Source organism: Streptomyces sp. NBC_00490, assembly GCF_036013645.1.
Lineage (GTDB): Bacteria > Actinomycetota > Actinomycetes > Streptomycetales > Streptomycetaceae > Streptomyces > Streptomyces canus_F.
The window spans coordinates 5,456,516-5,480,484 of sequence record NZ_CP107869.1 but is presented as its reverse complement, the minus strand read 5'-3'; the positions used below and the strand labels follow the sequence as shown (position 1 = coordinate 5,480,484).

Annotated in this window: 21 protein-coding genes; 6 read left to right on the top strand and 15 right to left on the bottom strand. The window is 72.3% G+C overall.

What is annotated here, in order from left to right; all coding sequences use genetic code 11:
• Complete coding sequence (locus tag OG381_RS24880) at window positions 1–771, bottom strand: carboxypeptidase regulatory-like domain-containing protein (protein WP_327718270.1); 771 nt, start codon at window positions 769–771, stop codon at window positions 1–3.
• Window positions 772–957: 186 nt separating this feature from the next.
• Here OG381_RS24880 and OG381_RS24875 point away from each other — a divergent pair, with 186 nt between their 5' ends.
• On the top strand, window positions 958–1,701 hold the full coding sequence (locus OG381_RS24875) for a DUF4142 domain-containing protein (RefSeq protein ID WP_327722550.1): 744 nt from the start codon (window positions 958–960) through the stop codon (window positions 1,699–1,701).
• Here the strand turns inward: OG381_RS24875 and OG381_RS24870 are convergent, their stop codons facing one another.
• Window positions 1,702–3,351, bottom strand: a complete 1,650-nt coding sequence (locus OG381_RS24870) for a glycoside hydrolase family 13 protein (RefSeq protein WP_327718269.1) — start codon at window positions 3,349–3,351, stop codon at window positions 1,702–1,704.
• Window positions 3,352–3,635: 284 nt separating this feature from the next.
• Between OG381_RS24870 and OG381_RS24865 the strand changes: the two genes are divergently transcribed.
• Entirely contained in the window at window positions 3,636–4,565 is a 930-nt protein-coding gene (locus OG381_RS24865) for an LAETG motif-containing sortase-dependent surface protein (RefSeq protein ID WP_327718268.1), read from the top strand.
• A gap of 83 nt (window positions 4,566–4,648) precedes the next feature.
• On the opposite strand, the gene OG381_RS24860 is transcribed toward OG381_RS24865, so the two are convergent.
• The 4 genes from OG381_RS24860 to OG381_RS24845 form a co-directional block, all read right to left on the bottom strand.
• Window positions 4,649–5,611, bottom strand: a complete 963-nt coding sequence (locus OG381_RS24860; RefSeq protein ID WP_327718267.1) for a nucleoside hydrolase — start codon at window positions 5,609–5,611, stop codon at window positions 4,649–4,651.
• A gap of 27 nt (window positions 5,612–5,638) precedes the next feature.
• Window positions 5,639–6,886 (bottom strand): threonine--tRNA ligase, encoded by a 1,248-nt coding sequence (gene thrS / locus OG381_RS24855; RefSeq protein WP_327718266.1) that lies wholly within the window; start codon window positions 6,884–6,886, stop codon window positions 5,639–5,641.
• A gap of 167 nt (window positions 6,887–7,053) precedes the next feature.
• On the bottom strand, window positions 7,054–7,455 hold the full coding sequence (locus tag OG381_RS24850; RefSeq protein ID WP_327718265.1) for a DUF6281 family protein: 402 nt from the start codon (window positions 7,453–7,455) through the stop codon (window positions 7,054–7,056).
• Between the two features lie 9 nt (window positions 7,456–7,464).
• Complete coding sequence (locus OG381_RS24845) at window positions 7,465–8,523, bottom strand: peptidase M10 (protein WP_327718264.1); 1,059 nt, start codon at window positions 8,521–8,523, stop codon at window positions 7,465–7,467.
• Between the two features lie 300 nt (window positions 8,524–8,823).
• Here OG381_RS24845 and OG381_RS24840 point away from each other — a divergent pair, with 300 nt between their 5' ends.
• On the top strand, window positions 8,824–9,600 hold the full coding sequence (locus tag OG381_RS24840; RefSeq protein ID WP_327718263.1) for a hypothetical protein: 777 nt from the start codon (window positions 8,824–8,826) through the stop codon (window positions 9,598–9,600).
• A 107-nt stretch (window positions 9,601–9,707) separates the two neighbouring features.
• Here OG381_RS24840 and OG381_RS24835 read toward each other — a convergent pair whose 3' ends face one another.
• The 4 genes from OG381_RS24835 to OG381_RS24820 all read right to left on the bottom strand — a co-directional run bounded on the left by OG381_RS24835 (window position 9,708) and on the right by OG381_RS24820 (window position 14,196).
• Window positions 9,708–10,514: a GAF and ANTAR domain-containing protein gene (locus OG381_RS24835; protein ID WP_443061933.1), complete on the bottom strand. Its 807-nt coding sequence runs from the start codon at window positions 10,512–10,514 to the stop codon at window positions 9,708–9,710.
• 554 nt (window positions 10,515–11,068) lie between these two features.
• Window positions 11,069–11,794, bottom strand: coding sequence for a TIGR03943 family putative permease subunit (locus OG381_RS24830; RefSeq protein ID WP_327718262.1), 726 nt, complete (start codon window positions 11,792–11,794; stop codon window positions 11,069–11,071).
• On the bottom strand, window positions 11,791–12,792 hold the full coding sequence (locus OG381_RS24825) for a permease (RefSeq protein ID WP_327718261.1): 1,002 nt from the start codon (window positions 12,790–12,792) through the stop codon (window positions 11,791–11,793). Before OG381_RS24825 ends, OG381_RS24830 begins: the two co-directional genes overlap by 4 nt.
• 60 nt (window positions 12,793–12,852) lie before the next feature.
• Window positions 12,853–14,196: a helix-turn-helix domain-containing protein gene (locus OG381_RS24820; protein ID WP_327718260.1), complete on the bottom strand. Its 1,344-nt coding sequence runs from the start codon at window positions 14,194–14,196 to the stop codon at window positions 12,853–12,855.
• Between the two features lie 126 nt (window positions 14,197–14,322).
• Here OG381_RS24820 and OG381_RS24815 point away from each other — a divergent pair, with 126 nt between their 5' ends.
• Window positions 14,323–14,496 carry a hypothetical protein gene (locus OG381_RS24815; RefSeq protein ID WP_327718259.1) on the top strand — a complete coding sequence of 58 codons (174 nt, stop codon included), beginning with the start codon at window positions 14,323–14,325 and terminating at the stop codon, window positions 14,494–14,496.
• Window positions 14,497–14,513: 17 nt separating this feature from the next.
• On the opposite strand, the gene OG381_RS24810 is transcribed toward OG381_RS24815, so the two are convergent.
• Window positions 14,514–15,089: a tellurite resistance TerB family protein gene (locus tag OG381_RS24810; RefSeq protein WP_327718258.1), complete on the bottom strand. Its 576-nt coding sequence runs from the start codon at window positions 15,087–15,089 to the stop codon at window positions 14,514–14,516.
• Between the two features lie 97 nt (window positions 15,090–15,186).
• Between OG381_RS24810 and OG381_RS24805 the strand changes: the two genes are divergently transcribed.
• Window positions 15,187–16,428 carry an amidohydrolase gene (locus OG381_RS24805; RefSeq protein WP_327718257.1) on the top strand — a complete coding sequence of 414 codons (1,242 nt, stop codon included), beginning with the start codon at window positions 15,187–15,189 and terminating at the stop codon, window positions 16,426–16,428.
• 6 nt (window positions 16,429–16,434) lie between these two features.
• Here the strand turns inward: OG381_RS24805 and OG381_RS24800 are convergent, their stop codons facing one another.
• The 3 genes from OG381_RS24800 to OG381_RS24790 are packed head-to-tail and all read right to left on the bottom strand — an operon-like array spanning window position 16,435 to window position 20,718.
• Complete coding sequence (locus tag OG381_RS24800) at window positions 16,435–17,805, bottom strand: extracellular solute-binding protein (protein ID WP_327718256.1); 1,371 nt, start codon at window positions 17,803–17,805, stop codon at window positions 16,435–16,437.
• The gene (locus tag OG381_RS24795) at window positions 17,805–20,366 is read right to left on the bottom strand and encodes a vWA domain-containing protein (RefSeq protein ID WP_327718255.1); all 2,562 of its coding nucleotides are present in this window, start codon (window positions 20,364–20,366) and stop codon (window positions 17,805–17,807) included. Before OG381_RS24795 ends, OG381_RS24800 begins: the two co-directional genes overlap by 1 nt.
• 4 nt (window positions 20,367–20,370) lie before the next feature.
• Window positions 20,371–20,718, bottom strand: coding sequence for an effector-associated constant component EACC1 (locus OG381_RS24790; RefSeq protein ID WP_327718254.1), 348 nt, complete (start codon window positions 20,716–20,718; stop codon window positions 20,371–20,373).
• 200 nt (window positions 20,719–20,918) lie between these two features.
• Here OG381_RS24790 and OG381_RS24785 point away from each other — a divergent pair, with 200 nt between their 5' ends.
• Complete coding sequence (locus tag OG381_RS24785; RefSeq protein WP_327718253.1) at window positions 20,919–22,886, top strand: Ig-like domain repeat protein; 1,968 nt, start codon at window positions 20,919–20,921, stop codon at window positions 22,884–22,886.
• Here the strand turns inward: OG381_RS24785 and OG381_RS24780 are convergent.
• Complete coding sequence (locus tag OG381_RS24780; RefSeq protein WP_327718251.1) at window positions 22,876–23,934, bottom strand: hypothetical protein; 1,059 nt, start codon at window positions 23,932–23,934, stop codon at window positions 22,876–22,878. The two genes, OG381_RS24785 and OG381_RS24780, sit on opposite strands and share 11 nt — an antisense overlap.
• Window positions 23,935–23,969: the final 35 nt, after the last annotated feature.

Sequence of the window (23,969 nt, the reverse complement as noted above, 5' to 3'; positions counted from 1 at the left end):
TCACCGCGCGGCGGGCGCCACCGTGACGTTCTTCTGCTCGCTCACCGCGCTGACCCCGTTGAGGGAGGCGGTCACCTGGAGCCGTCCCGGACCGGCGGGAAGCGGCAGGGCGGGCCGGCAGGACCACTGGCCGCCGGCGCCGGCCGTCGTGGTGCACACCTCGGCCCCCGGCTCCGGCCCCTGGCCCGTCACCCCCTCGTCCTGCGCGTCCTCGTGCCGCACGGTCACCTGCGCCCCCGGATACGCGGTCCCGGCCATCTCCGGCCGCGCGCCGAGCGGCACCCCGGACTCGGGCCGGGTCAGCGTCGGTTCGGGCAGGCCGACGGTCACCGCGCAGGTTCCGTGGTCCTTGCGGGTGCCGCGCGCGTCCGTGAGCCGCATCGCGCAGCCGGTCAGCCGGGTGCCGGGCACCGCGTCGGCCGGAACGGCGAGGACGAAGGGGAAGGTGTGCTCCTGCCAGGCGCCGGCATTGGTGGTGCCCGTGTAGGTGTACGTGGCGCTGTCGCCGTCGGTGTCGACCGCGCCGCGGTAGCCGTGGGCGTCGAGGGGGGTGCCGGTGACCTCGGTGCCCGCGGGGGCGGTGAACGTCAGCCGTGACCCGGCGCCGAGGGCGGGACCGGTGTATCCGGCGGCCTCCACGATGCCCTCACGTCCGGGCACGATGGTGACGGTGGCCCAGAGGTCACGGCCGCCGTGCGCGGAGGCGGGCGTCCAGGCCGAGGCGATGAGGGTGAGTGCGGTGATACCCAGGGCGGCTGTCTTCCGGCTCATTCCCCGATTCTGACGGGGCGTCGGGGGTCAGGGCTCGCGCTGTGCGTCCGTACGGGTTGCCGACCTGCGAAGTGACGCACGCATCATGAACACCTGTGGCTCCGCGTCCGTACTGAAGGTCCGGACAACCCCGATCGGACAGGAGCCACGGTGCGCTTTTCGCGGAATGCCACGGGCACGCTCTTCGTGGGCGGTGCGCTCAGCCTGACCCTGGTCGCGCTCGCCTATCCCGCGATGCTCGGCTTCGACAAGGTCTCCACCGCCCAGGACCGGGTCATCGCCCAGACCCAGTGGGGTCCGCTCACCGAGCAGGACCGGGACTTCGTGGTCAAGGTGCGGGCGGCGGGCCTGTGGGAGTACCCGCTGGGGAACATCGCCCTGCAGAAGGGGACGACCCCGGAGGTCAAGGAAGCGGGACGGCACCTCCTGGACGGCCACGCGGCCCTGGACGCCGCCTGCCGCAAGATCGCCCCGATGCTCAACGTGACCCTGCCCAACGTGGCGAGCCCGCAGCAGGTGTCCTTCGTGAACCAGATCCAGACCGCCAACGGCCGGGAGTTCGATTCGACCTTCGCGAACATCCTGCGCACGACCCACGGTTCGATCTTCAACACGATCGCCAAGATCCGCTCCACCACGAAGAACTCGCTGGTGCGCTCGTTGGCCGACATGGCCAACAACACGGTCCTGGACCACATCACGGTCATGGAGAAGACCGGCTTCGTCAACTTCGACCAGGCCCTCTTCCAGCAGACCACCCCGCCCAAGCTGCCCACCACCGATCTGACCCCGCCGGCGCCGCAGCCCGGCGAACCGATGGTCGTGCTCAGCCCGCCGGCGAACCCGACGTCCACGCCGATCGCGATCCCGGGCGAACAGTCGGGCGGCACCCCGAGCTCGGGCGCCAGCCCGAGTCCCACCATCGGCTGACTAAGCCAGCCAGACCGTCGTGTCCGGTGCCAGCAGCCCGTCCTCCAACGGGCCGCTGGCCAGCAGCACTTCGCCCGGCGGCAGCTCCACCGCCGCCGGGGACAGATTGGCCACACAGCGCCATCCGTCGTGCCGTACGAAGTCCAGCACCCCGTCGGCGGCCCCGTCCGACCAGGTCAGCGCCTCGCCCTGCAGCAGTTTGCGGCGCAGCTTCAGGGCGGCGCGGTACAGCTCCAGGGTGGAGCCCTCGGTGCCGTCCTGCGCCTCGACGGCGTACTGCGCGAAGCTCTCCGGCTGCGGCAGCCAGGCCCCGCCCGCGCCGAAGCCGTACGACGGCCCGGTCCGGGTCCACGGCAGCGGCACCCGGCAGCCGTCGCGGCCCTTGCGGACGCGTCCCGTCTGCTCCCAGATCGGGTCCTGGAGCACCTCGACGGGCAGGTCGGCGACCTCGGGCAGACCGAGTTCCTCGCCCTGGTAGACGTACGAGGATCCGGGCAGCGCCAGCATGAGGAGCGTGGCGGCGCGAGCGCGGCGCAGCCCCTCGGCGGTGTCGACGTGCGGTGCGTGGCCGCCGGAGAGCAGCCAGGCGTTCTCGTCCGTGCCCGGCGGGAGCATCAGGCGGGAGGTGTGGCGTACGACGTCGTGGTTGGAGAGCACCCAGGTGGCCGAGGCCCCGGCCGCGCGGGCGCCGGCGAGGGAGTCGACGATGACCTGGCGGAGTTCCGCCGCGTTCCAGCCCGCGAGCAGGTAGGCGAAGTTGAAGGCCTGGCCGAGCTCCTCGGGGCGGGCGTACTGCGCGCGCCGGTCCGCGCCCGGGACCCAGGCCTCGGCGACCGCCATGCGGGGCGGGCGGTAGGAGTCGAAGACCCCCCGCCAGTCGCGGTAGATCTCGTGGACCTCGTCGCGGTCGAAGAAGGGGTGGGTGCCGGGCGGGAACTCGGTCAGCGCCTGCTCGCCGCTCAGTTCGGGCGCCCCGAGGTCGCGCAGCGGCTCGGCGAGGTCCTTGGCCAGGGCGTGGGCCACGTCGACGCGGAAGCCGTCGACACCCCGGTCGGACCAGAAGCGCAGGGTGGTGCGGAAGTCGGCGCGGACCTCTTCGTGGCCCCAGTTGAAGTCGGGCTGCTCGGGCGTGAACAGGTGCAGATACCACTGTCCGTCCGGTACCCGCTTCCAGGCGCTGCCGCCGAACACGGACTGCCAGTCGGTGGGCGGAAGTTCCCCGTGCGCACCGCGTCCGTCCCGGAAGACGTACCGCTCGCGGGCGGCCGAGCCGGGCCCGGCGGCGAGCGCCTCCTGGAACCATACGTGCTGGTGGGAGCTGTGGTTGGGGACGAGGTCGACGATGACCTTCAGGCCGAGACGGTGGGCCTCGGCGACCATGGCGTCGAAGTCGTCGAGGGTGCCCAGGCGGGGGTCGACGTCCCGGTAGTCGGCGACGTCGTAGCCGCCGTCTGCCAGCTCGGACGGATAGAACGGGCTCAGCCACAGGGCGTCGACGCCGAGGCCGCTCAGATGTGTGAGCCGCTCGGTGACGCCTCTGATGTCACCGAGCCCGTCGCCGTCGGCGTCGCCGAAGCTTCGGGGGTAGACCTGGTAGACGACAGCCTGCCGCCACCAGTTCGGGTCCCTGGACGAGAGGTCGGGGGTCACACGATCTCCTGAGTGCTCTGTGCGTACGGCAAAGACGAACAAAGGGGAATCTGTCCACACCTGTGGAGTGACGAACCTCCCCTCCGTGCGGAGCGGTCTGTTCCTTGTGTGGTGAAATTGTGATGGCCGATGAACAGACCTTGCATTCCCGCAGGTTGACACCCCTTGGCAGCGAGATCCACGATGTCCGCAGCTGTGGCGCATGTGACCAATGAGCCCAGTGTTGCCGGGTGCTTTTCTGTGCCCTCGGCGTTTTCGGATCACTCCATCCTGATGGGATACGCATGTCCATAGCGAGACGTGTCACTGTGCGCCGCCTGCTGGGGACGGGCGCCGCGACGCTCGCCCTCTGCGCCTCGGGCGCATCCGCCGCCTGGGCCACCGGGCCCGGCGGCGACGGCTGGAACCACGGCGGTACCTACAAGCCCGGGACGGGCGCGGGTACGGAGACCGGGACCGACCGCTGCCAGTTCTCCCTGGACGGGGTCAACTTCTTCGACTCGGTCAAGGTGGACGACCAGAACCTCAAGCCGACCGAGGACGGCAAGGTCCACATCAAGGTCCGCGCGGCCCAGGACGCGGCCACCTGCACGGCCTCGCTGGCGTCCTACATCGCCCACGGTCCGACCTTCGCGACCTCCGGCGAGCAGATCTTCGTCGACTTCGACACGGTGACCGTCAAGCAGGGCCAGAGCGACTCCCTCGACATCGCGGTGCCCGACGCCGGCTGCTACGCGCAGATCGACCTCTACCGGGGCGCCACGAAGTTCGACGGCAACCTCGACGCCAAGGACGGCTTCACCCACGGTGAGCTGCCCAAGGGCCCGGACCGCCCGGTCATCAAGGACAAGCTGATCGCGGCCTGGAACGGCGGCACGAAGGACTGCTCGACGACGCAGACCACGCCTCCGGCGACCCCGCCCGCCGAGACGACTCCCCCGGCGTCCGAGTCGACCCCGCCGGCCTCCGAGTCGACTCCCCCGGCCTCCGAGTCCACGCCTCCGGCCTCCGAGACCCCCTCGACGGACAGCCCGTCCCCCTCGGCGTCCACCACGGCCCCCGCAGCCACCCCGAACGGCGGCGGCGGTGACGACCTCGCCGAGACCGGCGGCTCCAGCGCGACCGGCCCGATCGCCATCGGCGCGGCCGTCCTGCTGGCCGGCGGCGCGGGCATCGTCCTGGCGACCCGCCGTCGCAAGGCGACGCGCGCGTAGTGACGAAACGCGGTGCCCCGCGCCCTTCAGGGGCGCGGGGCACCGCGCGACAGGCCCGCACGGGCCGGCAGCCACGTCACCACCTACTCGCCCTCCACCACCGACAGCCACAGCTTCACGTACCGCTCCACATCCACGTCCAACCCCACATCCACCAGGGTCAGTTCGCGCTCGCCCTCGTGGATCTCGGCCTCCCCGGGCCGTGGCCGGCGGTCGACGACGGTCTGCCCCCGGGTCGCCCCCGGCGCCAGGCTCACCTCGACGGGAAGCAGCTCCGTACCGAGCCCGCCCGGGTCCACCACCGCGCACACCGCCCCAGCGTCCCCCAGACCTCCCGTGGGCGTGGGATCGCCGGACGTCGCCGGATCGCGGTGGGCCAGCAACTCGCCCGCCATCCGCAGCCGCGGCTCCGCACTCGCCCGCAGCCGCTGCACATCCGCCACGGGCACCAGCACGCGCTTGAACACATCGAGCCCGTACATGGTGATCGGCACCCCCGCGGTCAGCAGCACCGCCGCCGCCTCGGGGTCGTGCCACACGTTGAACTCGGCGACCGGCGTCGCGTTCCCCGTCGCCACCGCCCCACCCATGAACACGATGCGCTCGATGTTCCGCACCACCTCGGGATGGGTCCGCAGCAGCAGCGCGATGTTCGTCAGCGGCGCCGTCGGAATGAGCGTCACCGGCCGCGGCGACGCCAGGATCTCGCGGCGCAGCAGCGTCACCGCGTCCACGTCGACTGGCCGCCGGGTCGGCGCGGGCAGCCCGAGGTCGCCCATCCCGTCCTGCCCGTGCACATGCTTCGCCGACCGGGCGGGCTCGACCAACGGCCGTTCGGCACCCCGCGCGACGGGGATGTCACCGGCCCCGGCCTGCTCCAGGACGGTCAGGGTGTTGCGTACGACACCGTCGACATCGGTGTTCCCGGCCACGCAGGTGATCGCCCGCACGTCGAGGCCCGGGTGACGTACGGCGAACAGCAGGGCCAGGGCGTCGTCGACACCGGTGTCGCAGTCGATGATCACGGGAATGGGGTGGGCGGTCACGATGGACTCCTTCCGTCGGGACCGACCTTACGCAGCCGCCCACAGTTCAGCCCCGCGGCCTTCGACCACCGCCCCCACGCGCCGCAGCAGTTCCGCCACCGGCACGGCCCCCGGCCGGCGCCCGTCACGCAGCCGTACGGCGGCCAGGTCGCCGTCGGCCTCCCGCGCACCGATCACCGCGACGTACGGCGCGAGCCGAGCCGCGCGGATGCGGGCGCCGAGGGTGCCGTGGTCGGGACCGGCGAGTTCGGCCCGCAGTCCGCGGCCGAGGGCCCGGCGGACGACCTGGTCCGCCTGGTCGTGCTGCTCCTCCGACACGGGCAGCACGACCAGCTGCACCGGTGCCAGCCAGGCCGGGAACGCCCCGCCGTGCTCCTCGATGAGATGCGCGACCGCCCGCTCCACGCTGCCGATGACGCTGCGGTGCACCATGACCGGCCGGTGCTTGGCCCCGTCGGCGCCGATGTAGTGCAGGTCGAAGCGTTCGGGCTGGTGGAAGTCGATCTGCACGGTGGACAGGGTGGACTCGCGGCCGGCCCGGTCGGTGATCTGCACGTCGATCTTCGGCCCGTAGAAGGCCGCCTCGCCCTCCACCGCCTCGTACTCGACCCCGTCGAGGACCTGCTCCAGCAGGGCGGTGGCCCGCTTCCACAGGTCCGGGTCCGCCACGTACTTGTTGCCCTCCCCGGGCAGCGACAGCCGGTACCGGGCGGCCCGGATGCCGAGGTCGGCGTAGGCGCGGCGGATCAGGCCGAGGGCGGCGCGGGCCTCGTCGACGGCCTGCTCCAGGGTGCAGAAGATATGGGCGTCGTTGAGCTGGATGGCCCGGACCCGGGTCAGTCCGCCGAGCACGCCGGACAGCTCGGAGCGGTACATACCTCCCAACTCCGCCATTCGGAGGGGGAGTTCGCGGTAACTGTGCGAGCGGGAGCGGTAGATGAGGGCGTGGTGGGGACAGAGGCTGGGGCGCAGCACGACCTGCTCGCTGCCCAGGTCCATGGGCGGGAACATGTCCTCGCTGTAGTGGTCCCAGTGCCCGGAGATCTCGTACAGCTCCCGTTTGCCCAGCACGGGCGAGTACACGTGCCGGTAGCCGCCGGCCCGCTCGGCCTCACGGACGTACTCCTCCAGGGTGTGCCGTACGACGGCCCCGTCCGGGAGCCAGTACGGCAGCCCCGCGCCCATCAGGGGGTCGGTGTCGAACAGGTCGAGCTCTCGGCCCAGGCGGCGGTGGTCGGACATGGCGGTTTCCTCTCGGTGAGAGGGCGAGGCCACCGGACAGCACAGAACCCCGGGGCACTCGCCCCGGGGTTCGCGTCAGCTCATGGGTCAGCGCGCCGGGACGTGGTCCGGCGTCGTCGTGGCAGACGGGTTGGCGCGCTTCATGGCGGGACCGTAGCAGGGAGGCGCGGGCCGGGCGAAGCCCTTTTCCACGCCCCGGCTCACGATCCGTCGATCAACTTCCGCACCTCGGGCGGAATCTTCTTGTCGGAGCGGAGGACCCTGAAGGCCTCCGCCTGTTCAGGAGAGGACCCGATCGCGATGACCACGTCCGGAGAAACGCCGCTCACCGCATAGGCGTTCTCCGAGGACTCCGGCACTTCGGCGGCCTGGTCATTGGTGTCACGGCACGGCGGACTCGTGGCGGTGCCGACCTTCTGTCCGACCTTGACCTCGACATCCGGGAGCTTTATGTACGTGCGGCCTTCGTAGAGGACGTCGCTCGCGCACAGACTCTCGCCCTTCGCGGCGGCACCTTCTGAACCTTCTGATCCGCACCCGACCGCGGTGAACGCCACGGCTGCCAGTCCCGCCGCAATCGCATGCCGTCCGACCCAGCTCATGGAGTCTCCCTAGTAGAGGCTGCGAAGCCCCATGACGTCGCCCTTACCGAGTGTCCTCTTCTTCACTTCGCAGCGGTCCGCCTTGGTGTACATCGTGAGATTGGAATGCCCGGAACCCACGTGGCCCAGACCGAAGACATGACCGGCCTCGTGCGTGCCCGTGTTGAGAACATCGTGGTACAGGCCGTAGCAGGTGTTCGTCGGATTCTTCGTGAAGTCGAAGTCCGCGATGTTGAACCTCACGTCCGCTTCCCGGAGGTCGTTCTTGCCGGCCGGGTTGGGCCATGTGTGCGCGCAGGTCGAGGCGACGGTCCCGGCGGCCAGGTCACCGGCGTCCCACGTGCTCTTGCCATCCCGGGCGGTACACGTCCCGTGGTTGCTTATGTCCGCTTCGTACGTGGTCGTGCCCGCGTAGTGATACTTGGCGGGTACTTGGTCGGTCAGGCCACAGTTGTTGGTGCTGGCCGTGATCCGTCCGATGGAGCTTTCGAAGTACTCCAGCGCCTGGAGGTGGGTCATGCCCGCGGGATAGGCCCCGTCCCCGAGGTACCAGTTGTAGATGCCGTACTCCTTCCGGTCCAGCGTCGAGTAGGCGCCGTCCTGGCACTCGCCGGGGGAGCTCGCCGCGTCCACCTCGGCCACTTCGAGGCCGTCGGGCGCGGGCGGCTCGGACACCGGTGAGTCCGATTCCGCTGTCAGATCCCCCGGCGTCAGCCGCGGGCTCACGACATCGGCACGGTCCGCGCCCGCGGTGGGCGACTCCGTGTTGGCCGTGGACAGGTCGTAGGAGACCTTGCCGTCCGCAGCGACGATCAGCGTGAATCCGTGCTCCGTACCGTCTTCGGACAGCGCGTCGATACTCACCGCGGTGTCGGTCTCCGGCATCTCTATTCCGGTGCCGTCATAGGTGACGACGACACCTTCCACATCGCAGGTGCGCACGTTCAGACCGGCCGGCAATTCGTACACCGACAGCTCGTCCGCGGTCGGACATATCGGTATCGGGCTCGCGCCGGCCTGCGCGCCACCCCCGGCGACACCGAGCGATACGGCCAACGCGAACGCCAAGCCGGTTCTGCCTACGAGTCCTGGACGGCGTCCAGCCACTCTCCCACCCCCTGTGATCCAGTCCCATGACACGGGACGTTTATCGAACAAGTATTCTGTCACCGCATGATCACGAACCGAAAGGGTGATTACCGGCCAGTGATCCGGCCGGATCGGCACAGGCGCACCGCCTCCCGTGACGAACCGTCATCGCCCCCGCACAGCGCGAGGTTCCGGAAACAACCCCCTCGGCACCAACGCCCGTAACCCATACAGCCCGGAGCGGTGGTGCCTCCTGCCTCGCGGTGCTCCCGTGGACCTATGAGCCGCCCTCTCCTCGCCCTCCCGCTGGCCGCCCTCCTCGCCACGACCGCCTGCTCCGCCATCGCCACGGACAAGGCGCTCCCCGCCAAGCAGCGCTCCGCCTCCCCCACCACGGCCTCGGCCGCCCCCACCACCGCGCCCCCGTCCCCCGCCACGGTCCCCGCCCTCACCCCGGCCCAGGCCCAGGCCGCCCTGATCACCGACGCCGACCTCGGCGAGCCCTGGACCATGACCGAGGGCGCCGCGACCTGGCGGGACGGGCTCCTCAAGGCCACCGCGAACGCACCCGACTGCCAGCGGCTGCTGGACACCCTCTACACCGAGGAGTTCTTCGGCGCGGACGCCCAGGTACGGGCGAGGACGGGCCTGGACGACACCTGGAACGACGCCCAGCTGCACCACCAGGTCGTCGCCGACCGCCCCGCGGACGTGGACCGGACGCTGGCCTGGCTGAAGACCATGCCCAAGAAGTGCGGGCGGTTCACGGCCGCCACCGCCACCGGAGCCGTCCAGAAGGCCGAGGTCACCGAGGCGCCGCTGCCGGAGATCGGGGACTCCCGGCAGTCCCTGCGGCTCACGCTGAACGGCGAGGGCGCGGACGGCGAGGAGACCACGCTCACCCTGGACGTCGCCGCCGTCCGCATCGGCGACGACACGATCGTCCTCACCAACGGCGGCCTGGGCGACGTGTACGCCGAGATCACCCAGGGGGTCGCGGAACTGGGCGCCAAGCGCCTGACGGACGTACGCAAGCAGGCCCGCGTGGAGGTCTGAGCGGGGCGGACGAAGTCCGCCGCGAAGAGGCGCGGGGAACCGCGCGACCCGCCACGACGGTGCCGCAGCCGGCCGACGGCCTCATCGCGGCACTTCCAGCGGAGCGCTCAGTCGCGGTCGAACCTCTGCCTGTGCGACACCACAGCGTGCGCGACCTCCAGGGCGGTGCGGCTGTGTGCGAAGGCGTGGGCCCGCAGCCGGGCCAGCGCCTCGTCCTCGTCGACCCCGAGCTGCGCCATGATCATGCCGATGGCCTGGTAGACCTTGTCATGGTCGGTGGCCAGACCGCCCAGCCACTGTTCCTCTCCTCCGGAGCCCCCGTCCTCCGCGTGGGGCAGTGCCATCAGCGCGACGGTGATCACGCCGGCCACCAGTTGCGCGGTGCGCAGCTCGCGGGTGCTGAGCTCGCGGGGGGTGTCGCGGTAGAGGTCGAGGGTGCCCACGCACACGGCGTCGTTGCCCAGCGGGATCGAGTACACCGCCTGCACCCCGGCGGCCGTCGCCTGCTGGGCGAAGACCGGCCAGCGGTCGGGGTCCCGGCCGTCGGTGAGGTCGGCGGCGAGCACGGGGGCGCCGAGCCGGGCCGCGTGCCGGCAGGGGCCGTCGCCCAGGGTGGCCTGGATCTCCCCGACACGGGCCGCCTGCTCGTTGCTCGCGCTCAGCCGGACGGGCATCCCGTTGGCGGACAGCGACACGCTCGCGCCGGTCACCGGCAGCAGCTCGACCGCCACCGCGCACAGCCGGTCGGGCATCTCGCCGGGTCCCGCCCCCCGGACCCGGTCGGCGATCACATCGACGGCACGCACCTGGTCGCGGTCCGCGTCCCGTGCGGGTGTTCCGGGGTCCCTGCCCGACGCCCCGTACGGACCGCGGCCGTCGCCGGATGCTCCGCTGCGGTCGTTGCTGGGGCCCACGGCCCCCGCCTCCTTCGCTCGGCGTGGCCTGTCGTCGTCCATGGGCGCGGCGCGGATTCACCCGGAGCAGCAGCCGTGACCGGTGGTCCGCCCGTTCCACGCGCCCCCCGGTTACCCCTGGCCCGTCGGACGAAACGCGTCGGCCGGCCCGTCGCTCACCCGTCGCCGGCGTACGTTCTCGACGCGGGTACCCCACCGCGGCGGAGCATGGCGGATTCCCTGCGATACGAGGGCTGAGGAGCGGTCTTCACAATCCGCGGGCGAGTCGCTACCTTCGGTGGTGGCGAGTCAGGAAGCGGCCGCCCACGTGGTGCGTCCGTGCTGGAGCCGCTCATGTCCCTGGCCCCCCCGTGACCGCGACCACGCGTGCCGCCTGCCGGCGGACGCCGTCCGGACCATGAGGCCCCGGTCCGCGTCCCCGTGCCCGCGACGCCGATGCGGAGCGTCTCCCGCCGCTCCGCGCGGGAACGGGGATCACCGGCGAGGACCACGCAGGGGAGCCGTGCGTCCTCGCGGAGGGAGCGGCCACCAGGACGGTGGCCGTTCCCTCACCCTCACCTCTTCTCGTACGGATCCGCCGGCTGCGCGACCCGCTCGACCGACGTCGCGTCCAGCACCGGCGGCCACGCCGCGTCCGTGCCGAGCTTTCCCTCGGGGTGCCAGGTGCCGGTGACGGTGACCCAGGTGTCGGCGGGCAGCGCGTCGGCGCCGCGGATCTCGGCCTTGCTGGTGCTGGCGTCGGCGGCACAGCAGGAGACGAGGAGCCGGGTGACGTACCAGGTCCCGTCGTCGCCGTGGGTCACGAACCCGGTCATCCGCACGGTACGGCCCTTCAGCGACCGCCCGCTGTCGTAGATCGCCCGGGAGGAGAACTCGCCGACGCCGAGCTCCACCGGGTCCCCGGCGGGCAGCGCCGGAAAGACCCCGACGCCCTGCGCCGCCCGCTGGGCCGCCTCGCGCTCGGCGCTGTAGGAGCCGAGGGCGGGGGGCGGGAAGAGCAGCAGGGCGAGGGCGGGGAGGGTGAGGAGCCAGGCGACCCGGGGGCCGTGGTGGGCGTGGCCGTGCTCGTGGGGATCGCCGTCGTCGTCATGGGCGTCGTCCGCCGCGTGCCGTACGACCGCCATGGCGATCCCCAGCAGCACGAGCGCCGCGCCCGAGACGATCAGATACGGCCTCAGCCCGGCCTGCACATACCGCAGGTAGAGCGCGCTGAACGCCGAGATCCGCAGGATCGCCGCCCCGACGAGCACCAGCAGCAGGGCCGGCCCGTACCGCCTCACAGCAGCCACCACCCCACGAGCACACTGCTCATCACGGCCACCACCCACGTCACGGCGGAGAACCGCACCGCGAAGGCCCGCCCGAAGGTGCCCGCCTGGAGGGCGATCAGCTTCAGGTCGACCATCGGCCCCACCACCATGAACGCGAGCCGCGCGGTGGGCGAGAACCCGCTCAGCGAGGCCGCGACGAACGCGTCGGCCTCGCTGCACACGCACAGCACGACCGCGAGGACGGCCAGCAGCAGCACCGACAGCCAGGCGGAACCGGTGAAGACGTCCAGCACGGAGCGGGGTACGACGATGTTGAAGGTGGCGGCGGCCGCCGCGCCGAGCACGAGGAACCCGCCCGCGTGCAGGAAGTCGTGCTGGAGCCCAACGCCGAAGGCCTTGATCCCCCGGGCCTCGGGAGCGTGCCTCTGGGGAAGCCGCAGCCACTCCTCCTTCCCGAACCGCGCCCACAGCCACCCCATCACCACGGCCGTCGCCAGCGAGGCGACGAGCCGCCCCAGCACCATCTCCGGCCGGGCCGGGAAGGCGATCGACGTGGCGACGAGCACGACGGGGTTGATCGCGGGCGCGGAGAGCAGGAAGGCGAGGGCGGCGGCGGGCGCGACCCCGCGCCGCATCAGGCTCCCGGCCACGGGCACGGAGGCGCACTCGCAACCGGGCAGGACGACCCCGGCGGCCCCGGCGAGCGGCACGGCGAGGGCCTGGTTGCGGGGCAGCAGTCGGGTGAAGACCCGCTCCGGCACGAACGCGCCGATGGCCGCCGAGACGACCGTCCCCAGCAGCAGGAACGGCACCCCCTGGACGGTGATCGCCGTGAAGACGGTCCACCAGGCGGCGACGGGCGGGGTGTAGAGGTCGAGGGCGAGGGTGGGCCCGAGCACGGAGGCGACGGTCGCGATGGCGAGCAGCGCGGCCCCGCCGAGGACGGCGTAGACGAACGCGCGCACGACGAACCGCAGCCCGTCGACCACACTCCGCTGGTTCTCCACACCGGCCCTCTCGTCCCCGCGCAGGCTAACCGGTGAGCCCTGTGCGCAGGATCGCAAGGGTCATAGAGGAGGCTGTGCGGGCGCCGGCCCGAGGGTGGTGGTGCCGGGGGCCGTACGGTGCCCGAGGCCCGTCCGGTAGGCGTCCAGGGCCGCCTCCACCCGCCCCTCCCGGCGCAGCAGGTCCCCCAGCAGCCGGCACAGGTCGGCCAGGTCGCCGGCGGCCCCCGCCCGTTCCAGCAGGCTCAGCGCCCGCACGTAGTGCTCCTCGGCCGCCTCCGGGTCGCGGGCGTCCTCGGCGATGATGCCGAGCAGCCGGTGCGCGGCGGCGGAGTGGACGGCGCCGCGCTCCGAGGACAGGTCTCCGAGCACGTCCTGGAGCAGGGCGGCGGCCTCGTCGGACTTGCCGCGCCGGTGCAGTACGTCGGCCAGCTCGACGGCGGCCTGGCTGCTGTAGAGGGCGGCCCGGGAGGCGGAGAGCATGGTGAGGGCCTGCCTCAACTCGCCCTCGGCGCGCTCCAGTTCGTTGTTCTGCGCGTACACGTACCCGCGCATCCAGTGGCAGTTGGCCAGCTCGGTGCGCAGCTGGAGCCGGCGGTACAGCTCGGCCGCCTTCGCGAGCGAGGCGTCGGCCTCGGCGACCCGGCCCTCGGCGATGAGGGTGCGGGCGACGGACCGGTGCATCCGGGCCACGAGGGCGGGGTCGCCGGCCTGCGGGGCGAGGGCGAGCGCGAACTCGGCGGCCTGGGCGGCTCGGGCGTGGGCGCCCATGTCCATGTAGGGCCCGATGATGCTGGCGTAGAGGAGGAGCAGCGCGTCGGGATCGTGCAGTCCGCCGCGGTTGAGTTCGTCGAGGGTGGACTCCAGGAGGTAGACGGCGTAGCGGAGTTCACCGGCGAGGTAGTGGGCCAGGGCGCGGCCTCGGAGGGCGGGGACGCGGGCGGGCAGGGGGGCGTCGGCCAGCGTCTGCTCGGCCCGTTCGAAGTACTGCCGTCCTTCGACGAGCTCACCGGTCTCGACGGCGCACTCCCCGAGCCCGAGCAGGGCGGCGGCCCGCACCTCGACGAGCCGCAGGGCGTCCGCCTCCGCCAGCAGTGCGGCGTACTGCCGGGCCGCCTCCTCGGCCTCGCCGGTGGCGAGGGTGCGCTGGGCCTCGACGATCCGCAGCCGCAGATCGGTGACGAGACGGGCGGGCCGGCCGGTGGCGAGCTCGTCGACCTCGACGCCGAGCCGTTCGGCGAGATGCCGCAGGGCCTGGTCGGAGGGCCTGACGCGGCCCGCCTCCAGGGTGGAGACATAGGCGGCGCTGTAGGCGGGCTCGGCGACCTGCCGCTGGGTGAGGCCCCGTTCGACGCGCAGCTGCTGGACTCTTCGCCCGATGGTCTCCGGATCGTCACGTTCAACCATGACCCAACTCCCCCTGCGCCTCTTGCCGTTGGGCAACGCCGGGCTCTAGGTTAAACGGCGTATTAAGCCTGCTTAATACGTTGCTGCTGTTGTTGCTGTTGCATCTGTCGTCGCTGCGAGGTCGTCGTGCTCGAACGCACCAGCACCACCGAGCGTTTCGTGAGGAGCGTCATCGCCGCCGTGGTCGCGGTGGCGGCCCTGGTCCTGGCGGCCAACGCGGGACCCGCGAAGGCCGCGGAGGACCACCGGGCCGACCATGTGGAGCAGGTGGAGCAGGCCGGGCACGCCCGGCGGGGCTAGGCCCGACAAGGCCTAGTTCAGAGCTGGAACTCCGCGGGGTTCAGCCCCAGTGCCGCGCAGGCCTCCCGGAGGACCATCTGCTCCGCCTGGGAGAAGTGCCCGTCGGCACCGGCGATGACGATGCCGGTCTGGATCACGGCCCGCGCCTCGGTCGGCTTCTTGGCGGCCTTGGCGATGTCCTGCATCGCCTCGGCCTTCCCCTGCGGGAAGTTGCGGGTGAGCTGCTCCACGTGCTTGTGGAAGCGCGTGCGCAGCTGCTCCGGCGGGAAGTTCTGCAGCACCTCGTTGCTGAGGATCATCTGCTCCATCTGCTGCATCTCGGACGCGTCCACATGACCGTCGGCCGCCGCGACCAGCGCGCACATCGCCATGCTCGCGTCCCGGTACGCACCGCTCTTCAGCTCGGTCTTGATCGAGCCGAGCTGGTTCTTCAGCAGGCCCACCAGCTGGGCGCGGGAGCCACCGCCCGATCCACCGTGCGAGCCCGCGCGCGATCCGGTCTGCGAGCCGTGTCCCCCGGTCGTGCCGCGCCCGCCCTGCGCCTGCTGCTGCAAGCTCTTGGCCTGGTCCTTGAGCCGGTCGAACAGTGCCATTGCCGTCACCTCGGTACTCGTCTGATCGATCTCACCCCGGAAACGGCCCCGCCCCGGAAAAGGTTCCACGGCGGGACCCCGGCATAGATTGCCCCCCATGACCTCCACAGCCGCCCGTACCGCGCTGGACCTCACCGCCGACCTCCCGGTCCCGGAACTGGAGGACCTCTACCGGGACCTGCACCGCCACCCCGAGCTCTCCGGCCGGGAGCACCGCACCGCCGCGCGGTTCGCCGAGCGGCTGAGGAAGGCGGGGTACGACACCGCCGAGGGCATCGGCGGCACCGGAGTCGCCGGGGTGCTGCGGGGCGGGGACGGACCCGTGGTCCTGCTGCGCGCCGACATGGACGCGCTGCCGGTCCAGGAGGAGACCGGACTGCCGTACGCCTCCGAGGCCCCCGGGGTGATGCACGCCTGCGGGCACGACCTGCACATGACCTGGCTGACCGGCGCGGCCCAGGTGTTGGCGGCGGGACGGGACACCTGGTCCGGGACCCTGGTGGTGATCGGACAGCCCGCCGAGGAGAGCGGCGGCGGGGCGGCGGCGATGGTCGCGGACGGGCTGTACGCGCGCGTGCCGCGCCCCGTCGTACTGCTCGGGCAGCATGCGGTGCCGGGGCCCGCGGGGCTGTATCCGCACGTTCCCGGGCTGATCATGTCGGCCACCACCGACGTCGACATCGTGGTGCACGGGCGGGGCGGGCACGGCTCGCGGCCGGAGACGACCGTGGATCCGGTGGTGACGGCGGCGTACATCGTCACCCGCCTCCAGACGGTGGTGAGCCGGGAGGTGCCGCCCCGTGAGTCCGCGGTGCTGACGGTCGGACGGATCGAGGCGGGCACGGCGGCCAACATCATCCCGTCCACCGCCCGGATCTCCCTCAACCTGCGCACCCAGTCGGAGGCGGTACGCGACCGGATGCTCGCCGCGATCCGCCGGATCGCCGAGGGGGAGTGCCGGGCCGCGGGGTGCCCGCGCGAGCCGGAGGTGATCCTGGGCGGGTCCTATCCGCTGACCGTGAACGACGCGGAGACCGACCGCCGGGTCGCGGACGTGCACCGCGAGGTGTTCGGCGAGGGCACGGTGTTCGATCCCGGCCCGGCGATGGGCAGCGAGGACTTCTCCCTGCTGGCGGCGGACGGACAGCCCTACTCCTACTGGTTCGTGACCACCACCCCGGCCGAGGTCTGGGACGCGGCGCCGGGCGGCGACGACCTGCCGGCCCGCCTGGACGCGCTGCCGAGCAACCACAGCCCGCACTTCGCGCCCGACCTGTCGGTGGTGGGGCCGGGGGTGCGGACGCTGGTGGCGGGCGCGCTCAGCCATCTGGTCCGGTAGGGCGCTCTAGTCCGGCAACGCCTTCTTCAGTGCCGCGTCCAGCGCCGCCGCCAGCTCCGCGTCACCCGGCGGGCGATCGCCCAGGAGCGGGCCCAGCTGTGCCGTGAAGGTCTGGGTGAAGGCTCCGTAGAGCGGGGTGCGCGGGCGCTGGACCGCGTCCTGGAGGGCGGGGAGCAGGATGGTGCGGGCGTAGCGGGGGCGGCCCTCGCCGTCGCGGGGCATGCGGTCGGCCCGCTCACCGGTGGGCGAGGCGGAGGGGGAGGGGGCCGCGGGGTCCAGGGGGCAGTGGACGTCCTCGGTGTAGGCCGAGGTGCGGGTCGCCGCGAACCCCGCGTCCAGCAGACAGCGTTCGCTCTGAGGGCCGGTGAGGTACCTGATCAGCTCGATCGCCTTCAGCGCCCGCTGCGAGCCCTCGGTCACCGCGAGGTTCTGGCCGCCGAGCACCGCCCGGCCGGGCAGCGGGGCGACGCCCAACTGCTGCTCGGTGAAGGACTGGTGGAGGGTGCGGTAGGCGTACGGCCAGTGGCGCAGGAACGCGGTGCGGCCGTCGGCGAAGTCGCTCAGGGAGTCGGCCTCGTCGGAGTGGACGGCGTCCTGAAGGGTGTACGGGGACTCGGTACGGCGGCGCAGTTCGGCGACCCCGTCGGTCAATTGGTCGACGTCGGCGTCGTAGTGGCCGTCGGCGTCGGTGAAGTGGAAGTCCTTCGTCGCCGACGCGAACGCCTCGACCCCGTTGACCGTACGGCCCTCGTAGGGGGCGAGCTGTGTGGTCCAGCCCTTCTGGTAGGCGCCCACGGCGGGATGCTCGTCGATCTCCTCGATCAGGTCCTCCAGCTGCCCCCAGTCGAGCCCCGCGCTCAGGTCGGTCCGCTGGACACCGGCCGCCTTGAGCAGATCGCGGCGGTAGTAGAGCAGCCCGACGTCACTGTTGAACGGCACCGCGTACACCTTCTCGCCCCAACGGGCCGTTTCCGCCACGGACTCGATGTGATCGCCTTCGAGCACGCCCTGGGGCAGCGGGCGGATCAGCCCGGCCGCGGCGAACTCCGGTACCCATGTCACATCGAGGTTGACGACGTCGTAGGCCGCGCTGCCGGACTGCAGGGCGCCGAGCAGCTGGCTGCGCTGTTCGTCGGCGCTGCCCGGCAGCTCGACGAGGCGGGCACGGTACCCGGAGTTCGCCTTCTTCTCCCGCTCGTTCCAGTCGTCGATGAGTTGCTGCCGGATCCCGTTCTGCCCGGTCACATCGCGCCCTCCGGCGACCACGATGTCCCCCGCCACGTCGGGAGGGGAGGCGGCGGGGGTCGCGGTTCCCGAGGTGCAGGCGGTGACGGTCAGCAACAGGGCAGCGGCGAGCAGTCGGCGTCCTCGGCCCATCAGTCCTCTCCCATTCCGGTGCGGGCCACCTCGTCCGTCAGGGCCGCGCCGAGGTCGTCGCCGGCGTCCAGGCAGCGGCCGCCGCTCGCGATGGCGATACGCGCCGCCGGTGCGGTGGGATCGCAGCCGGCGGAGTCCAGGGAGACCGTGGCCACCGGGATCTTCGCCGAGCGGGCGCGGGTCAGGACGTCGTCGAGGTTCCCGGCGGTCAGCGCGTTGTCGTCCTCGCCGTCGGTGATGTGGACGATGAGCTGGGGACGGTCGTCGGCGGTGCCGAGTTCCGCCATCTCGTCGAGCGCGGCGAGCAGCGCGGCGTGCGGGTCGGCCTGGGCGTCGCGGACCTCCGCGCGGGTGTCGACGGCGCGCTCGGCCTCCTTGCGGGTGTGCGGGCCGAAGGGGAGCACGGTCTCGTAGCGGCGGTCGCCGGAGGTTCCCGAGACACCCCATACGGCGTACTCGTCCTTCCCGCCGAGCCCGCCCAGGGACTGCTTCAGCAGGCCGGGACCACCGCTCGGGCCCTTCCAGAGGCCGGCCATCGAACCGGAGCTGTCGAGGAGGTACAGGACCCGGCCGGGACCGTGCGCGGCGCGGTACCGCTCGAGGACCTCCGTCATCTCCCCCGCGCCCGCGGACTCGTCGAGCGGTTCCGGATCGGGCAGCACCCCGGGGGCGCGCGGCGATCCCAGTTCCCCGTCCGTGGAGCGGAAGCCGTCCGTCGCGAACACGTCCCTCCCCTCCTCTCCGGTCAGCCACGCCCGGAAGTCCCCGGCGGCCCGGTCGCGCGCGGACTCGTCGCGGTCGGCGCCCTCCCAGCGCACCCGGACGAAGGTGGGCTGCACGCCGGGCACGTCGTTCGGGTACTGGGCCGTGCGCGGGGTGCGCGTCGTCCGTTCGCAGGCGACGCCGCTGCGCAGCAGGAACTCCGGTACGAGGGCCGCCGTGTGGTCGTCCACATCGTCGTCCTCGGGCAGCGCGCACAGCAGGTCGGCGCCGGTCGGGGCGGGCGGCCCCGGCTGGGCGACCTTCTGCTCGGCACCGGCCGCGTCGGTGTCCGCGGTGTCGTACAGGCCGATCGTGGCGAGCAGCGCCGCGTCGGCGAACTCCGGGTCGGGACGGCGTACCGCGGCCTTCTCGTCGCGCACCCGCAGATGGTCGATCATCCGGGACAGGGGGAGCCCGACCTGGTCCCCCAGGGACTTCGCGGCGATCCGGTCCGGCACCGCGAGCACGACCGGTGAGTACGCGAAGGGCTCGTCGTCCGGCTTCAGTTCGGCCACGGCGTCGGTGTCCTGGAGGGCGGCGACCCGGGCGGCGTCGGCGGGGGAGGCCGGGATCCACACGTCCGGCTGCGGGCCGACGTCCCGCTGCGGGTTGGACTCCTCGTCACGCGGCTCCTGCCAGGCCACCGAGTCCTGGCCGAGCGCGGCGACCGTGTCGGCGGATCCCGCGCTGTAGACGGTGATCCCGCTGCGCCGGCAGCCGTCGCCGGTGGTGTTGGCGTCCGATGTCAGATACGCGTCGGCCGCCGCGGTGACCGTCGGCGCGAGATCGGGGTCGGTCAGGACGCGCAGTTCCAGGGGCGGGGCGCAGGGGTCGCTGTCGGAGGTCAGGGCGACGATGCCGTAGGAGCCGAGACCGATCGCGGCGACGGCGAGCAGGGCGGTGAGGCGGGTGGGGCCGACCGCGCGCAGCAGACCGGGGAGGCGGGAGCGGCGCAGCCGGGCGCCGACGGTGCTGGCCCAGGTGCCCAGCAGGGCGAGGAGGGCGGCCAGGAAGGGCCGGGGCGGCTCGGGTGGCGGGGGCGGCGGCGGGGGCGGCTTCACCCCGGGCGCCGACAGCAGGACGTCCTCGTCCGGCTCGGATCTGCTCTGCGGCTCCCATGGATCGCCCCGCACGGTCTGGTACCCGTCGGCGGCCATCCGGGCCCGTAACGCGTCCGACAGCTCCCGGAACCCCAGCTCGCCGCCCTCGTCCAGCAGCCGTACGAGCTCGCCGGTGAACGGCGTCGGCGTGCCCGGATCGCCCGCGTCGACCCGGTGGTTGGCCTGCACGCTCATCAGCAGCAGCACCCGGCGCTTGCTCTCGAACCGCTCCCACAGCCAGGCCGCGTTGCCCGCGAAGCAGCAGTCGAGGATCACCACGACCCGCTCGGCCGGGCTGCCCGCGAGCACCGTCAGCACGGTGGTGAACATCTCCGCGCCCGGGAACACCGCGTGCCGCCCCGGGACCACGCGCGCGTTGTGCATCTGCAGGAACAGCTCGTCGCCCGCGCTCGGGATGGCCCCGTGCCCGGCGAAGTACAGCAGGAGCAGGCCCTCGGCCTCGCCCGCGGCGGTGTGCAGGGCCCGGTTGAACTCGTCCTGGGACGGGGAGCGGGAGACGACGACGTCGTGCTCGCCGAACACCCGGCCGCGCAGCAGCGCGTCCCGCAGCCGGTTCACGTCGTGCTTGACGGCCGGCAGGTCGCCGGGCACCCCGTGCGGCGGGTCCGTGAACTCGTACTCGGAGACACCCACCAGCAGCGCCCGGTTGACCCGTCCTCGCGGGTCGAAGCGGGTCACCGGCCTACCTGTCGTCGTGGAGGTCCACGATGTCGACGCGACCCGTGGGCGGATCCCCGTTCTCCACGCCCCGGCGGACGTCCCGCCACTCCTCCACCGATCGTCTGACGTATTCCAGCAGCTCCTTGCAGAGCGCGGCCCCCGCGCCGCCCGCCATCGCCACGACGATGTCCATGCCGATGCCCATCGGGGTGCCGGACTCGTCGGTCCGCGGCCGCTCCAGGATCTGCAGCTCGCCGGCGCGCACCCGCTCGTCGAGCCGCTGCTCCCGCTCCAGCCACTTGCGCAGGGCGTCGATGTCGCTCTCGCTCGCGGTCCCGTCCAGCCGTACGCGTATGCCTTGGTCGGCCACTCCATCCCCCTCAGCCATAACTCACCATCATGGCAGCGGAGTTGTGTGCACGGGAGGGTTTGTACGGGACCCCTGTGCCGACGTTGTCGGTGGCATGACTTACTCTTCGCTCACTCGCCACACGCGCCCCACAGGTTCCACACATGGCTGTGCGCGTGGGCCTCCACTTTCGTACCGGGGGGTTCGAACCAGAAGTGCGCATGCGCTCCCTCACGGCCGCCACCACGTTGGCGGTCCTCTTCAGCTCGGCGGTCCTGACCGCCACGCCGGCGTCCGCGGACTCGGCCAAGATCCTGCCGGTCAAGTCCGTCGGCGACGTCGTGGTGGACGGGGTCCACCAGCGGGTCTTCGTCAGCGACCCGAGCAACGGCAAGATCGTCGTCACCGACTACGCCGGGACGGTCGTCAAGCAGCTCACGTCGCTGCCCGGCGTCACCGGACTCGAACTGTCCGCGGACTCGGGCACCCTGTACGCGGCGGTGCCGGGCGGCACCGACGCGATCGTCGCCTTCGACACGGCGACCGCCACCGAGTCCGCCCGCTACCCGGTGGGCACCTCCACCGACCCCAAGTACCCGGCCCTGGACGGCGACCGGCTGTGGTTCGGCTACCCGGGCGACATCGGCTACGTCGACCTCGCCGCCCCGGAGCACCCGGTGGCCCTGGACCAGGAGACCGACAACACCTGGTTCGGCGCCGCCCCGATGCTGGACACCAGCCCGGGCGCGCCCGGCAGGATCGTCGCGGGCATGCCGGTGCAGAGCCCGTCCGAACTGGCCGTCTACGACACCTCCTCGGGCGCCCTCACCCGTACCGCCCACAGTGACGTCGAGGGCGGCAACATGCGCGACCTCGCCCTCACGCCCGACGGGCAGCACGTGGTCGTGGCCAGCGGGGCGCCGTACTACCAGGCGGTCTACAAGACCTCCGACCTGACGGCCGACGGCAAGTACCCGACCGACGCCTACCCGAACGCCGTCGACATCGCGCCCGACGGCTCGGTCGCGGCCGGCATCGACGGGGCGTACGAGCCGGACGTGTACGTGTTCAAGCCGGGCTCCGCCACCTCGGTGCGGGAGTACGACTTCCCGTCCACCAGCAGCGGCGGCAACGCCGACCTGCTCGTCGACCGGGGCCTGGGCTGGGCGCCGGACGCCTCCCGGCTGTTCGCGGTGTCGTCCAACTACGACGGCGTCTACCGGCTGCGCGTCCTGAACGCCCCCACCAAGGCGACGACCGCCATCACGGTCACCGCACCGGACACCGCCACCCGCGCCAAGCAGCTCACCGTCAAGGGCAAGATCTCCTCCAAGGTCGCGCTGCCCGCCGGCATCAAGCTCACGGCGACCCGCACCGACCTGGAGAACACCTCCGGCAAGGCGCTCCCCGCGGTGACGGTGAAGTCCGACGGCACGTACTCCTTCACCGACACCCCGACGGTCGGCGGCAAGGTCACGTACACGCTGAAGTACGCCGGTGACGCCGACCACGCGGCCGGCACCGGCTCCGACAGCGTCGCCGTCTCCCGCGCCAAGACGACCCTGACGCTGAACAACAACGGCAAGGTCTACTCGTACGGCCAGGACGTCAAGTTCACCGCGCACCTCGGTACGACGTACAAGAACCGCAAGGTGGAGATCTGGGCCGACCCGTTCGGCGGGGACAAGGCCAACAAGCTGGTGAAGTCCGGCACGGTCAACTCCAGCGGCAACCTGTCCGTCACCCTCGACCTGAAGCGGGACACCAAGGTCACGGCGAAGTTCGCGGGCGACGCCCGGTACGCGCCGAAGACGGTGTCGAGCACGGTCGGCGCCAAGGTGAAGGTGTCGACGGCCGTCAGCAGGCACTACAAGACGAAGTACACGTGGGGCCACACCTACTACTACTTCAAGAAGTCCACGAACCCGCTGTTCACGACCACGATGACGGCGTACCCGGACCGCAGGCAGCGCATGGAGTTCGAGTTCTACTACGACGGCACGTGGTACGACCTCGGCTCGGAGTACTTCGCGCTGGGCTCCTCGGGCGTCTCGAAGGTGCAGCTCACCGGTGAGCACGAGACGGGCTACCGGATGCGGGTCCGCTCCTCGTACATCAACTCCTCGTCGGGCGACACCGTGAACTCGACGACGCACGGCGCGTGGAAGTACTTCATCTTCACGAGCTGATCGTCTGGAGCCGGCCCAGCTGCCGGTGCACATGGTCCAGGGCGCCCTCGCGGCGCCCTGGCACCCGCGCCCTCAGATCGGCCAGCGCGGGCCCGAGTTCCCGGGCCCGCGCCGGGTCGTCGATCCGCCCCCACTGATGGTGGGCCCGGTCGGCGGCGGCCTCCACGGCGGGCGCGTCCGGGGCCTGGCCCGCGGCCAGCCGCGTGGTGGCCACGGACAGCCAGGCCCGGCAACTGCGCGCCGGGTCCCCGGCGAACATCGCCAGATCCGCCCGGACCTCACTCCAGTGCAGCGCCTCCTCGGAGGCAGGACCGTGCGCGCGTACGGCGGTCAGCTCGTGATGCGCGGCCAGCGAGTCGGCGTCCCCGTGCCGCCGGGCCGCGACGGCGGCCGAGATCAGCGCGTGCGGGTCGCCCGCGGCGGGCCCCCGCGCGCTCAGGACGTGTCCCAGGCCCTCCTGCGGGGTCCGGCTCAGCGCCTGCTGGTGCAACTCCTCCAGCGGGGGCCGGTGTCCACTGCGCAGGATCGTCGCGACGGCCTTCATGTACGCGGGCGTCGACACCGTGCGCCGGGACGGCGGCGGGGCGATCCGACCGTGGACGGCGTTGTTGCGGCCCGTGTCCAGGGGGTTGGTCCGCAGCCACTCCCAGGTCTCCTGGTCGGCGTGCAGATCGAGCACGAAGGTCGTGGCGCCGGCCGGACGCAGCCGCAGCTCGTCCCGGAACCAGTGCCAGGGGAAGGCGGTGTAGCGGACCGTCGAGGGGGTGGTGCGGGCCAGCGCGAGGTGGGGCAGGTGCTGGCGGCGGTCCAGCTGGAGCTGGCCGGTGAGGAACACGGTGAGCGGGCCGGGGGCCGCCGCGGCGGCACGCAGCCGGGTCAGGACCGCCTGGGGCTCCACCGGGTCCGCGAGCTCGACCACGTTGGCCGTGTCCGTGCCGGACAGGACGGCGGGCGGTACGGCGGCGAGGACCGGGAGCACGGAGGCCGCGTCGACCAAACACCCCCGGCCCGCCGGTGCGGCGGCCAGCAGCAGCACGGTTCCGGGCATCGGTCCCTCCCCATCCCCCGTCGATCACGTACGGC